General features: G+C 63.3%; 11 protein-coding genes. 5 read left to right on the top strand and 6 right to left on the bottom strand.

All coding sequences use genetic code 11. The features are described 5' to 3' along the window. Positions 1–92: 92 nt before the first annotated feature. The gene (gene rpsA, locus A3OO_RS0116155) at positions 93–1,838 is read right to left on the bottom strand and encodes a 30S ribosomal protein S1 (RefSeq protein ID WP_018408883.1); all 1,746 of its coding nucleotides are present in this window, start codon (positions 1,836–1,838) and stop codon (positions 93–95) included. Between the two features lie 552 nt (positions 1,839–2,390). Here rpsA and A3OO_RS0116150 point away from each other — a divergent pair. From A3OO_RS0116150 to A3OO_RS0116140, 3 genes are all read left to right on the top strand, one after another. Beyond that, positions 2,391–2,621, top strand: a complete 231-nt coding sequence (locus A3OO_RS0116150; RefSeq protein ID WP_018408882.1) for a hypothetical protein — start codon at positions 2,391–2,393, stop codon at positions 2,619–2,621. An 89-nt stretch (positions 2,622–2,710) separates the two neighbouring features. Continuing rightward, a complete protein-coding gene (gene bufB, locus A3OO_RS0116145) occupies positions 2,711–3,556 on the top strand; it encodes an MNIO family bufferin maturase (RefSeq protein ID WP_018408881.1) in 846 nt (281 codons plus the stop codon). After that, a complete protein-coding gene (locus A3OO_RS0116140; RefSeq protein WP_018408880.1) occupies positions 3,553–4,392 on the top strand; it encodes an HvfC/BufC N-terminal domain-containing protein in 840 nt (279 codons plus the stop codon). Before bufB ends, A3OO_RS0116140 begins: the two co-directional genes overlap by 4 nt. On the opposite strand, the gene fae is transcribed toward A3OO_RS0116140, so the two are convergent. Continuing rightward, the gene (gene fae / locus A3OO_RS0116135; protein WP_026223061.1) at positions 4,362–4,904 is read right to left on the bottom strand and encodes a formaldehyde-activating enzyme; all 543 of its coding nucleotides are present in this window, start codon (positions 4,902–4,904) and stop codon (positions 4,362–4,364) included. The two genes, A3OO_RS0116140 and fae, sit on opposite strands and share 31 nt — an antisense overlap. A 236-nt stretch (positions 4,905–5,140) precedes the next feature. Between fae and A3OO_RS21800 the strand changes: the two genes are divergently transcribed. Continuing rightward, positions 5,141–5,446 carry a VHL beta domain-containing protein gene (locus tag A3OO_RS21800; RefSeq protein WP_018408878.1) on the top strand — a complete coding sequence of 102 codons (306 nt, stop codon included), beginning with the start codon at positions 5,141–5,143 and terminating at the stop codon, positions 5,444–5,446. 45 nt (positions 5,447–5,491) lie between these two features. Here A3OO_RS21800 and A3OO_RS0116125 read toward each other — a convergent pair whose 3' ends face one another. From A3OO_RS0116125 to A3OO_RS0116110, 4 genes are read right to left on the bottom strand one after another with little or no spacing between them, the layout of a single operon-like run. Continuing rightward, positions 5,492–6,544: a quinone-dependent dihydroorotate dehydrogenase gene (locus tag A3OO_RS0116125; protein ID WP_018408877.1), complete on the bottom strand. Its 1,053-nt coding sequence runs from the start codon at positions 6,542–6,544 to the stop codon at positions 5,492–5,494. Beyond that, on the bottom strand, positions 6,541–6,885 hold the full coding sequence (locus A3OO_RS0116120) for a DUF952 domain-containing protein (RefSeq protein ID WP_018408876.1): 345 nt from the start codon (positions 6,883–6,885) through the stop codon (positions 6,541–6,543). Before A3OO_RS0116120 ends, A3OO_RS0116125 begins: the two co-directional genes overlap by 4 nt. Before the next feature lie 32 nt (positions 6,886–6,917). Beyond that, entirely contained in the window at positions 6,918–9,146 is a 2,229-nt protein-coding gene (gene mdoH / locus A3OO_RS0116115; protein ID WP_018408875.1) for a glucans biosynthesis glucosyltransferase MdoH, read from the bottom strand. Next, positions 9,134–10,678: an OpgD/OpgG family glucan biosynthesis protein gene (locus A3OO_RS0116110; RefSeq protein WP_026223059.1), complete on the bottom strand. Its 1,545-nt coding sequence runs from the start codon at positions 10,676–10,678 to the stop codon at positions 9,134–9,136. Before A3OO_RS0116110 ends, mdoH begins: the two co-directional genes overlap by 13 nt. Positions 10,679–10,924: 246 nt before the next feature. On the opposite strand from A3OO_RS0116110, the gene glmU reads away from it, so the two are divergent. Continuing rightward, on the top strand, positions 10,925–12,286 hold the full coding sequence (gene glmU, locus A3OO_RS0116100; RefSeq protein WP_018408872.1) for a bifunctional UDP-N-acetylglucosamine diphosphorylase/glucosamine-1-phosphate N-acetyltransferase GlmU: 1,362 nt from the start codon (positions 10,925–10,927) through the stop codon (positions 12,284–12,286). Positions 12,287–12,381: the final 95 nt, after the last annotated feature.

Raw genomic sequence — 12,381 nt, 5'->3', positions numbered from 1 at the left:
AATTGGAGTTTGGTGAATGAAAGGTTTACGCGAGGCGCAAAGAAAAGCCCGCGCCTTGCGGCGCGGGCCTGAAACGAGCGGTCGAGGAGATCTTACTCCTCTTCGTCCTTCTTGGCTTTCTTGGGCGTCTCTTCGCGGGCTTTGAGAGCCGCGCCAAGAATGTCGCCGAGCGAAGCGCCGGAGTCGGCCGAGCCATATTGCGCGATGGCCTCCTTCTCTTCAGCGACTTCAAGCGCCTTGATCGAGACGGAGACCTTGCGGGCCTTGCGGTCGAACAGCGTCACGCGGGCGTCGACCTTCTCGCCGACGGCGAACCGTTCAGGACGCTGATCGGCGCGGTCGCGAGCGAGTTCGCTGCGCTTGATGAAGGTGGAGAGATCGGTGCCGGCGATCTTTACGTCGATGCCGGAATCCTTCACCTCGGTCACCTCGCAGGTGATGACGAGGCCCTTTCTGAGCTCGCCGCCTTCTTCGGCGCTGACGGAAGCGAACGGATCACCTGCGAGCTGCTTGACGCCAAGCGAAATGCGCTCCTTCTCCACGTCGACATCGAGGACCTGGGCGTTGATCATGTCGCCCTTCTTATACTCCTCGATGACCTGCTCGCCGGGACGGTTCCAGTCGAGATCCGACAGATGGACCATGCCGTCCACGTCGCCATCGAGCCCGATGAAGAGCCCGAACTCGGTCTTGTTCTTCACTTCGCCCGAGACGGTCGAGCCGACCGGATGCTTCTCGGCGAAGGCCTCCCACGGATTCTGCAGGCACTGCTTGAGGCCCAGCGAGATTCGGCGTTTGACCGGATCGACCTCGAGCACCTGAACGTCGACTTCCTGGCTCGTCGAGACGATCTTGCCGGGATGGACGTTCTTTTTCGTCCAGCTCATTTCCGAGACGTGGACGAGGCCTTCGATGCCGGGCTCCAGTTCGACGAAAGCGCCGTAGTCGGTGATGTTGGTCACGCGGCCGTGGAACCTGGCGCTGATCGGATATTTCGCCTCGATGCCCTGCCAGGGATCTTCGAGGAGCTGCTTCATGCCGAGCGAGATGCGGTGCGTCTCGTGATTGATCTTGATGATCTTCACCTTGACGGTCTGACCGATGGTCAGCACCTCGGACGGATGATTGACGCGCCGCCAGGCGATGTCGGTGACATGCAGCAGGCCGTCGATGCCGCCGAGATCCACGAAGGCGCCGTAGTCGGTGATGTTCTTCACCACGCCGTCGATCACCTGTCCCTCTTCGAGGTTGGCGACGATCTCGTGGCGCTGCTCGGCGCGGCTCTCTTCGAGCACGGTGCGGCGCGAGACGACGATATTGCCGCGCCGGCGGTCCATCTTCAGGATGTGGAACGGCTGCGGCACGTTCATCAGCGGGCCGACGTCGCGGATCGGACGAATGTCGACCTGGCTGCGCGGCAGAAAGGCCACGGCGCCGTCGAGGTCGACGGTGAAGCCGCCCTTAACCTGATTGAAGATGACGCCCTCGACCTTTTCATTGGTCTCGAAGGCCTTTTCGAGCTTGACCCAGCTCTCTTCGCGGCGCGCCTTGTCGCGCGAAATGACCGCTTCGCCGAGCGCGTTCTCGACGCGCTCCAGGTAGACTTCGACCTCTTCGCCCACTTGGGGGGCGGGGTCCCGGCCATAGCCGGTGAATTCCTTGATGGCGACGCGGCCCTCGGTCTTGAGGCCAATGTCGATGACGGCGACATCCTTTTCGATGGCGACGACGCGGCCCTTGATGACGGAACCTTCGAAGGCCTCGTTCTGGCCATAGCTCTCATCAAGCAGAGCGGCGAAATCTTCGCGCGTAGGCGCGCGATCGGTCGTGGCGGACATTTGTTCTCCTGAGAGCCCAGAGAGGGCGGCGCCGGCAAGGGTTAGCGTTGCAGATCGGCTTTCGGCGATCGGACGTCCCCCGCGGCTAAAACGCGAGGCTGGACGAAAAGTTCGCTAAGCGAACTGCCGGCGCGGCCCGATGTCGAAAACCAAAGCGAATGCCCCGGCTTGGTTACCGAGGCGGGGCCTATCTACCAGCGGCGCGACGCCGTCGCAAGCGCGCCGAAAAGAAAAAGTTTAGCACGGCTTAGCCAAAGCCATGATATTGCGCTGCAAAAAGTTAACAATATACTGTTTTAATATAATAATCATAACACAATAAGGCTCGTTTGTTGGCGAATTTCTCGCTAGCGGAATCACAGCTGCGCGCATAGTCTGCGTCCTACTGCCAGGCCTCAGCGCGCCGCCAAGCATCAGCGGCGGCGCAGTAGCCGCCCCGAGCAGGCGGGCTGGGTCGCTTGGCCAAAGCCCAGTAGAACTTCGCATTCGCCGTTACACAGCGAGAGCGTCGACTTCCCGTCGTTGCGATAGGGATATAAAGAGGAGAAAGAGATGAAGACGAATATTATTTCAGGTTCGGCTCTCGCCGCCGCCGCCGTCGCCCTTGCTCTGAGCGGCGCGTCGGTTGCGCCCGCCTACGCGCATTCCGCGAAGTCGACCCACGCGAAGACGCATTGCGGCGCCAAGGGAACATGCCGCGGCATGGCCAAATGCCACCACAAGGCGCAGTGTCACCACCACAAGGGCCGCTGCAACATGAAGAGCCGCTGCCACAGCAAGTAATCGCCTTGCGCGGGGGCGGCTCCTACGTCGTCCCCGCCACGCTGATGCGGCTCCGGCATGAGCGGCGATGCCTGAGAGGGGAACACGTCATGGAAAAACCCGCGCCGCTTGGCTACGGCTTGGGTCTGCGGCCGATCTACTATGAAGAGATCCTGTCGTCGCGCCCGCCGATCGACTGGTTCGAAATCATTTCTGAAAACTATATGCTCGCCGGCGGCCGGCCTCTGGCGATGTTGGAGCGCATACGCGCCGATTACCCCATCGTCATGCATGGCGTCTCGATGTCGCTTGCGTCAACCGACCCGCTCAATTTCGACTATTTGCGACAGTTGAAGGCGCTCGCCGAACGCGTCGAGCCGGCATGGGTTTCAGATCACGTCGCCTGGACAGGCGTTCATGGCGTGACGCTCCACGATCTGCTGCCCATTCCCTACACGCGCGAATCGCTTGCGCATATCGTCGAGCGCATCCAGCGGGTGCAGGATTTTCTCAAGCGTCGGCTGGTCGTTGAAAACGCCTCAACCTACGTGTCCTTCGTCGATTCGGAGATGAGCGAACACGAGTTCGTCCGCGAAATGGCCGAGCGCGCCGATTGCCTGTTGCTGCTCGACGTCAACAATGTTTTCGTTTCGAGCTTCAACCACGGCTTCGATCCGGTCGCCTTCATCGATGGCGTTCCGGCCGAGCGCGTCGTGCAATTTCACATGGCGGGTCACACCGATCACGAGACGCATCGCGTCGACACTCACGACCAGCCGGTCTGCGATGAGGTCTGGGCGCTCTATGAGCACGCGCGTCGTCGCTGCGGCGACGTCTCCGCCATGATTGAGCGCGACGACAATTATCCGCCGCTCGCGGAGCTTCTCGACGAACTCCAGAATATGCGCGATATCGACGCCCGCATCTCAAAAGAGCGAGCGCTCAGCGCGGCATGAAGCTCGCCGATTTTCAGTCTCTGTTTCAGCAGCGTGTGCTGGCCGGCTCTGGAGAGGCGGACAAGCCGCTCCTGAAGAAACTAAGGCCGTCGCCGCGCGGCGCCGCGCCAGAGACGCTGCTGGACGTCTATCAGACGGGGTACCGCGTACGGCTGGCGGACTTTGTTGCGCAGGATCACCCGGGGCTGCGCGCGATTCTCGGAGACGAGGCGTTTGACGCGCTGGTCGACGACTACATCGACCAATGTCCGTCGCACGATCCGAACGCCCGCTGGTTCACCACCGGACTGCCGGACTTCATGCGCGAAAATGCGCGCTGGCGCGACGATGCTGCTGCCGTCTCCATGGCGCTGTTTGAGCGCGCCATGGTCGACGCCTTCGACACAGCTGACGAAACGCCGTTGACGGTGCAGGCGTTGGCGGGCTTTGCGCCCGACGATTGGGCGCGGCTCGCTTTCGAATTCGACCCGAGCCTCACGCTGCTCGAACTCGTCGCCGGCACGATCGAGGCTTACGGCGCGGCGATCAGCGAGGAGGCGCCGGCGAACGTCGATAAGCCCGCGGCGGGCGAACACATCGAATATGCCGCCGTATGGCGCGTCGACCATGAATCGGCCTACCGCCAGCTCGAGCCCGACGAATATGTCGCGCTTTCCGAAGCGCGCGCCGGGCACGCCTTCGGGGACATTTGTCAGATGACCGCCTTTCAGCAGGCGGGCGAGATTGCGCCAGAGCGGCTGGCGCAATCTCTGTCGAGCTGGTTCGAGGACGGCATGATTATCGGCGTGCGCGTCCGCGAGGACGATCAGGCTTCGAACACGCCCTCAAGCGCGTAGTGCTGGACGCTCTTGCGGTTGGCGATAAGCTCGTCGGCCGTCGGCTCGCCCTTCATGGCGCGAGAGATCGCGAGCTTCGTCGCTTCGTAATTGGTGCGATAGAGATCTTTCTTGTCGAGCTCTGCATGGGTGGCGCAACGCGGATCGAGCCAGACCATGATGATCATGCAGAGTTCGTTGAGCTGATCCTTGGGAAGAATCCCTTCGGCGATGCAGTCGACGATGGCGTCGCCGGTCGCCGCCTGCACGACTCCGCCGAGAAGCTCCACGTAATCTTCCGATTTAACCGTCATTTTCGTGGTCATCATGGTCGACGGCCGCACCTGCTGGTTGAGGTCGCGGATGACGAACATGCGTGGATGGCCGGCGACCTGACCCGCCATGCTGGCGAAGGCGTGCCCGACCGGACCCTTGACGTTGCCGATCATCACTTCCGGCATGGCGTCCGTGTATTGTCCGTCCGCGGCCAGAACCGTCGCTTCACCCGTCGCCAGCCAGATATGCTCGGTCATTTTCGTTCCTCTTGCGTTGATCGAGGGCTCGATAGCATCGCGCGCCGTTGCATGGAAGCCGCGATCCTCCGGCTGAGCGGCGTTGCCGGCGCATCGGCCGCACGTCATGATAGGTGGCGCGCGCCCTCAACGTGCACGCATCCGTGAAGGGGAACCTTGTGACAGACAATCCAACTCGGTCGTCTTTGCGGCTATGCGTCGCGATTGTTGCGGCTGCCTCCCTAGGAGCCGCAACCTTGGCGTATGCTGGTTGTCCGCGCGCGCGTTCGCAAAACAGCGACGTCGCGACGACGATCACCTTCGTCAATCATTCGGGTGAATATCGCGGCATCTATTGGAAGGACTTCTCCGGAAGCGACAAGAGTTATGGCGGTCTTAATCCTGGAGAGCGCAAAACGATCAGCACCTATCTGACCCATCCGTGGGAAATCACCAACGGACCGGGAGATTGTTTGCAGCTCGTATTTCCGCGTCCGGGCGGTTCAATCGTCCGCCTGACGGCGCGCAGTCGGCGTGCGCAGCATCCCCCACAGGGCGAGTAGCGATGGAGAATCGAGGGGAAACCCCGTCGAGCGTTTCATCCGGCGCTAAAATGATTTCGCCCTTTTGCCGATCCTTGCGGCCAGCGCCTCTCCGTCTCGCGCGAGCGTTTCCGCCAACCCGCGCTTGATGCGCGTGACCAGCCCTGGCCCTTCATAAACCAGCGCGGAATAAAGCTGCACCAGCGTCGCGCCGGCGTCGATTTTAGCGAGCGCCGCATCCGCGCTGTCGACGCCGCCGACGCCGATCAGCGGAAACTGCCCTTCCACGCGCAAAAATGTTTGCGCGAGCATGCGCGTCGAGAGGTCGAAGAGCGGCGCGCCGGAGAGGCCGCCGCTCTCCTTCGCCAATGGCGAGCGCAGCGTTAGGGGCCGCGAAATCGTCGTGTTCGAGACGATCATGCCGTCGATGCGCTGATCGCGCGCGACGCGCACGATCGCGTCGAGCTGCGTGAGCGTGAGGTCCGGCGCGATTTTGAGGAGCAGGGGCCGCCGAACCGGCGCCGCGTCACGCGCCTCGATGACGCGCGCGAGCAGCTCGGAAAGCGCTTCCGGCTCCTGAAGATCGCGCAGGCCCGGCGTATTCGGCGAACTCACATTGATCGTGAAATAGCTCGCGACGTCGGCGAAGGCGCTGACGCCCGCGACATAGTCGGCGACGCGATCGCCAGCGTCCTTGTTGGCGCCGATATTGACGCCGACGATTCCTCGCCGCGCGCGCTTCGACAGGCGCGTTAGCGCCGGCGCATGGCCCTCATTGTTGAAGCCGTAGCGATTGATGACGGCGCGATCATCCAGAAGGCGAAAGGCGCGCGGACGCGGATTGCCGAGCTGCGCGCGCGGCGTCAGCGTGCCGACTTCGACAAAGCCAAATCCGAAACCGAGCATCGCGTCAGCGACTTCGGCATTTTTGTCGAAGCCTGCCGCGAGGCCGATCGGATTGGGAAAGTCGAGCCCGAAGGCGCGGACCGCGAGACGCGGATCATTCGCCGGCGGCGCACGACGGGGCAGCACTTTCAGCGCCGCGATCGTCGCATGATGCGCCGTTTCAGCGTCGAGCAGACGCAAAAGCGGCGATGCGATCGCGAAGGCGTCCGTCATTTCAGGACGGCCGAAAAATCGTGCCGGCCGTCCGGGCCCAAGGGCAGCGGATCGACGCGCGCCACCGTCTCGAGCGAAAGCGGCGCATAAAGATGCGGGAAAGGCGCGCCGCCGCGCGAAACCTCCCATCTGAGCGCCTCGCCCAGCTTCGTGAAGTCCACGGCGACGAGCAACAGATCGGTTTGGCCGGCGAAATATCTCGCCGCCGTTTCCTCGACCTGCTCCGCGGTCGAGAAATGAATGTAGCCGTCAGCGAGATCGACGGCCGCGCCGTTAAAGAGGCCCGCCGCTTCCGCCGCACGCCACTCGGACTGCGAAATGATTTTGTAGATATGAGTCACGAACCCATCAGCCTTGTCTCAAGCCCGCCGAGTCACTCCGCAGCGCGCGGGGTTCTCTGCGCAGCGGCCGCCTGAGCGGCGCGGCGCGGCAGACGCGCGATCATGCCGATGAGCGCACGGTCGGAGAGCGCCACAAGCCGCTCGCCGCGGTTCAGCCAATTGACTGCGTCCTCAATTGTCTCGGCGTCGGCGATCTTGGTTTCCGCCAAGGCGCGGTCTGCGCTGATCTGCCCGCGCTGCCTCGGGCGTCGTGTCGGCAGCCAGCTTTCGTGCAGCGCGCGCAATTCCGGATCGGCGTGGAGCGCCAGCAGACCATTGACGTCATCTTCGGCGGCGCGCGCCAGCGCTTTTGAGAGCGCCTTTCCCCGCTTGGCGATGGGCGGCGTCGTGGTTTCTTCGGGAGTCGTCAGCACGCCGGCGCGACGAAAAACGAGGCCGAGCCAACGTTGACTCGTCGCCCAGGAAATCAGGATCGCGAGCACGAGGCCGGCGATCGTCGGCGACATCCAGGCGACGAGCGATGGCGAAATCATGAAGCCTGCGACGAGGCTTAAGACGCCCAGCGCCACGTGCCAGATGTGGCGGCGGACGATATCGGCAAACGGCACCGAGCCGTCGTCGCGTCGCTGCGGATCCCAACCGGTATCGAAGCCGAAAACGATGTGCAGCACATGGCCGGTCTGAATCAGCATCATGATCGGCGCGAGCAGGGCGGACAGCACGACTTCGAAAAGGGTCGAAATCAGCAGCATGATCACGCCGCCGGAGCCTTTGCGCGTTTCCGGCTCATTGATGGCGACGATCAGGCCCAACATCTTCGGAGCGAGCAGAATGCCCATCGTCAGTCCAAAGAGTTCGAGCGACCGTTCGGCGTCGAACCGCGGGAACGTCGGAAACAGCGCAAATTCGCCGGTAAAATATTCCGGTCGGAAATAGCTCGCCTGGAAGACGATGACGATACCGATGAGAAGCTGCAGCAGCCAGAGCGGCGACGTCAGATAGCCGAAGATGCCGGTGAGAAAATGCTGCCGCGACGCCCAGTGAAAGCCTTTGCCGAGCAGTACGCGCGCATGCTGCAGATTGCCCTGACACCAGCGGCGGTCGCGAATCGACAAATCGATCAGCGAAGGCGGGCTTTCTTCATAGGAGCCGCCGAGCGTCGGCGTCATGTAGACCGCATATCCGGCGCGGCGGATAAGCGCGGCTTCGACGAAGTCATGGCTCAGGATATGGCCGCCCCAGGGCGGGCGGCCGCGCAGGTCGGGCAGGCCGCAGTAGCGGGCGAAGGCCTCCGTGCGGATGATCGCGTTATGCCCCCAGTAATTGCCGTCGCGGCCCATCCAGGCCGTGAGCCCCATCGCGATGACGGGCCCATAGATGCGCGCGGCGAATTGCTGTACCCGGGCGAAGAGCGTGTTGCGGTTGATGATCAGCGGCAGGGTCTGAATGATGCCGCTGTCGGGGTCAGCCTCCATGGCGGCGGCGAGCTGCACGATGGTCGGGCCGCTCATCAGGCTGTCGGCATCGAGCACCACCATGTGCTTATAGGCGCCGCCCCAGCGCGAGACGAAATCTTCAATATTGCCCGCCTTGCGTCCTGTGTTCTTTTCACGCCGGCGGTAGAAGATTCGCGCCTGTGGGCCCAGCCGGCGGCGAATGCCGATGAAGGCGCGTTCTTCGGCGACCCAGATGTCGGGGTTGGTGGTGTCGGAGAGGAAGAACCAGTCGAAATGCGCGCCAAGGCCGGTCGCTTGCACGTCTTCGTAGATCGTCTGCAAGGCGGCGAAGACCCGGCTCGGCGCCTCATTGTAGATCGGCATAACGACGGCGGTGGTCTCGGCGAGCGCCGTCGGCAGAGCCGGGCGCCGGCGCTGGCGCATCAGCAGAGCGAAGCCGACGACGCAGCTCGTGAAGGACAGCGCGATCCAGGAGAAGTTCAGCACGAACAACCCCAGCAGCGCCCACTTCAATGTCGTCACGCCGCCGACGTCGACGACCTTATACATCTCGTGAGCGCCATAGGCCGTCAGCGCCAGACCGCCGCCAAAGGTGACAATCCTCGCAAGCCATGGCGTGCGCCACAGCCAAGGCGCTTCGGCTTTGCGCTGCTGCCGCTTGTCGAATTTAAAAAGGTTTTGCGCCGGCATCGACAGCCGATTCTCGATCGGGGTCGGCGGGGCGGCGGCGGGATCGGAGCTGGCGCCCCCCCATTCCATTGCCCGCGGCGGATCGTCTGAAGGAGCGAGGGTCACGACGTCCATCGATAAAGCCAGGTCTCGCTGATCGGTCGCTCGTCGGACTGCAAAACGAGCCGAAGCTCGCAGTAGTTCTCGCCGGCAGGGTCTACGTCGAAGGCGACGCGGCAGGACTTTGCCGACGGATTCAAATAGGTCCGAATATTCGTCGCCAATCCCGGAGAGGTCGTCAACGCCGCTTTCAGCTGCGTTGTGCGTTGAGGGTCCGCCAACACGTCGCCGGAAAACACGACAATAAAACGGCGGAGCTTGGCGCCCGGCGCACGGCCCGAGCGTGCGCGCGTGGCGATCGCCAGCGGCGGCCGCGTCGGTGGCTCCCAGCACCAGAACTGCCGATAGGCGAAGGACGTCTCCTTGCCGGCGACGAGAGCGGTCTTGGGCCGCCAATAGGCGACGATATTGGCGTTGATTTCGGATTCGGAGGGGATTTCGACGAGCTGCAGGGCGCCTTCGCCCCATTCGCCGAGCGGTTCGACCCACAGCGAGGGACGGCGTTCCCAGTGCTGCTGGTCGTCCTGATAGTCGTCAATGTCGCGCTGCCGGATCAGCGAGCCAAAGCCCTGCGGATTGTCGTCGACAAAGGAGGAGAACTGCAGACTTTCGCGGTTCGACACGGGTCGCCAGAGCCATTCGCCCTGGCCGCTGAGCATCTGAATGCCGTTGATGTCGGCGACCATCGGCCGCCAATCGTCGAGCCTGGGACGGTCGAGCGGCGTAAAGAGCGAAGCCCCGGCAAAACCGGCGATTCCCAAATGATCGACCGCCGTGCGCGGATAGAGCGTCAATTCGGTGTCGATGAGCGTCGCTTCGCCCGGCCGCAGCGTGAAGCGATAGACGCCGGCGACGCTTGGCGAATCGAGCAGAGCATGGATGACGAGCGCGTTGTCGCTGAGCGCGGGCTTTTCGATCCAGAAACTGCGGAACGCGGGGAATTCCTCGCCGCGCGGATCGGCTGTTCGAATGGAGAGGCCCCGCGCCGTGACGCCGAGATTTTGCCCGCGCGCGACGGCCCGATAAAAGCTCGCCCCCTGAAATATGGCCAGCTCCGCTTCCGCGCCTCCATTTTGAGCGTGAAGCACCCGAAAGCCCGAAAAGCTGAGGTTGGGAAGCGTCTCCGGGACATTGAGCGCCCCATAGTCGAAGCGGCTCGCCTCATAAGGCAGTCGCGCGGCGGCGCCGTTCTCCACGACGTAGATATCCACAGCAGCCGCAAAAATATGGCCGCGGTGAAGCGGCTCGATGCTGAAACCCGTATTGTCGTGACGCCAAATCGCCGCATCTGGCTTCGTCTTGATCCCGACGAATTGCTCATAGGAGAGATTGGCGAAGGGTTCGGGCAGGTCGGTTCGCGGTGGCGTATAAGGCTTCGCGGCCAGCGCGCGGGCAAGTTCGACGACCATGTCGCGCGAGAATGGCGTAGGCTTTTGAACAGTCGGGGGGGCTGCCTGACTGGCGGTCCCCGCGCTTGATGGCGGCGGAACGATTCCCGCCGCGATTGCGCCCAAGCCCGCTTTCAAAACATCTCGACGTTCAAACATGAGCTACCGAAGGAGGCCGATCCGCGCGGTCCATGAACGTGTGATTGAGCCATTTTGCGGCGCTGGGCTGGCGACAGCCCCTCTATACAAGAAAGCTAAGGAGACAAAATGGTTTTCTTGGCGGTTTTTGAGGGCTGCGCGCGAAAGCCGCGGCGGCTTGCGCTCCGCCGCTCGAATCTGCCAGAACCGCGGCCTGAGCGGCGTCGCGACGCCGGCTCCTTCGCCAACGTCTAGCCTGGGCGCCAGATGCCGACAGAAAGAAGCGCGCTCGCGATCATCCTTGCCGCCGGCGAAGGCACGCGGATGAAATCCGACCGGCCGAAGGCGCTGCACGAGGTCGCCGGGCGCTCGATGCTTGGCAATGTGCTCTCGAGCGCCATGTCGGCGGGCGTCGGCAGCGTCGCCGTGATCGTCGGGCCGGGTCGCGATGACGTCGGCGCGGAGGCGCGCCGCTTTATCCCTGAGGCGGAAATCTTCGTGCAGAGCGAAAGACGCGGCACGGCGCACGCCGTTCTCGCCGCGCGCCACGCCATCGCTAAAGGAGCTGACGACCTCCTTGTGCTCTTCGCCGACACGCCGCTCCTGACAGCGCCGACGATCGGCGCGTTGCGCGCCGCCCTTGCCGAGGGCGCCGCCGTCGCCGTTCTGGGCTTTCAGGCGTCCAACCCCTTCGGTTACGGACGGCTGCTGCGCGACGCCGCGGGGCGCCTGGTCGCCATCCGCGAGGAGAAAGACGCAAGCGACGAAGAACGCGCGGTCACGCTCTGCAACGGCGGTCTGATGGCGATCGACGGGGTAGAGGCGCTGCGCCTGCTCGAAAAGATCGACAACAAGAACGCCAAGGGCGAGTTCTATCTCACCGACGCCGTGGAGCTCGCGCGCGCAGAAGGACTCGAAACGAGAGTCGTCATCGCCGACGAAGCCGAAGTTCTCGGCGTCAACGACCGTATGCAGCTCGCGCAGGCTGAGGCCCTGGCGCAGACGCGTCTTCGCCGCGCCGCAATGGCGGGGGGCGCGACGATGATCGCGCCGGAAACCGTTTTTCTTGCGGCCGACGCCGTGATCGGCCGCGACGTGACGATTGAGCCGCATGTCGTCATCGGACCGGGCGTTGAAATCGCCGACGGCGCCGTGATCCACGCCTTCTCGCATCTTGAAGGCGCGCGCGTCGGCGCAGGCGCAAGCGTCGGACCCTTCGCGCGCTTGCGGCCCGGCGCGGCTCTTGCCGAAAAAGCCAAGGTGGGGAATTTCGTCGAGATCAAGAACGCCAATGTCGCGCGAGGCGCCAAGGTCAATCACCTGTCCTACATCGGCGACGCCGACATCGGCGCGAACGCCAATATCGGCGCCGGAACCATCACCTGCAATTACGACGGCTTCCTCAAATATCGCACGACGATCGGCGAAAACGCCTTCATTGGCTCAAACTCGTCGCTTGTCGCGCCGGTGACGATCGGGCAGGGCGCCTATGTCGGCTCCGGCTCCGTCATCACCAGGGACGTTGCGCCCGACGCGCTCGCCGTGGCGCGCGGTCGGCAGATGGAAAAGGCGGGGTGGGCGGTCTCGTTTCGTATGGCGCAGGCGGCGAAAAAGGCCGAGAAACGATAATGTGACGCCGTTGAGCATGTGCATGATCGTTTGACGTCGTTCTTTGCCCTCATCCGCTTTTGGCGGCTCTCTTGCTATTATGCTCTCGGAGGTCG

This window comes from Methylocystis rosea SV97, from assembly GCF_000372845.1.
In the GTDB taxonomy this organism is placed as follows: domain Bacteria; phylum Pseudomonadota; class Alphaproteobacteria; order Rhizobiales; family Beijerinckiaceae; genus Methylocystis; species Methylocystis rosea.
The sequence above is the reverse complement of the archived record's forward strand: the minus strand, read 5'-3'. Positions and strand labels throughout refer to the sequence as shown.

What these genes read in the sequence shown, in the direction of transcription:
- A3OO_RS0116150 (WP_018408882.1), top strand. Translation starts at nt 2,391, where the DNA reads ATGAAGACGAATATTATTTCAGGTTCGGCTCTCGCCGCCGCCGCCGTC.
- bufB (WP_018408881.1), top strand. Translation starts at nt 2,711, where the DNA reads ATGGAAAAACCCGCGCCGCTTGGCTACGGCTTGGGTCTGCGGCCGATC.
- A3OO_RS0116110 (WP_026223059.1), bottom strand. Translation starts at nt 10,678, where the DNA reads ATGTTTGAACGTCGAGATGTTTTGAAAGCGGGCTTGGGCGCAATCGCG.
- A3OO_RS0116140 (WP_018408880.1), top strand. Translation starts at nt 3,553, where the DNA reads ATGAAGCTCGCCGATTTTCAGTCTCTGTTTCAGCAGCGTGTGCTGGCC.
- mdoH (WP_018408875.1), bottom strand. Translation starts at nt 9,146, where the DNA reads ATGGACGTCGTGACCCTCGCTCCTTCAGACGATCCGCCGCGGGCAATG.
- fae (WP_026223061.1), bottom strand. Translation starts at nt 4,904, where the DNA reads ATGACCGAGCATATCTGGCTGGCGACGGGTGAAGCGACGGTTCTGGCC.
- A3OO_RS0116125 (WP_018408877.1), bottom strand. Translation starts at nt 6,544, where the DNA reads ATGACGGACGCCTTCGCGATCGCATCGCCGCTTTTGCGTCTGCTCGAC.
- glmU (WP_018408872.1), top strand. Translation starts at nt 10,925, where the DNA reads ATGCCGACAGAAAGAAGCGCGCTCGCGATCATCCTTGCCGCCGGCGAA.
- rpsA (WP_018408883.1), bottom strand. Translation starts at nt 1,838, where the DNA reads ATGTCCGCCACGACCGATCGCGCGCCTACGCGCGAAGATTTCGCCGCT.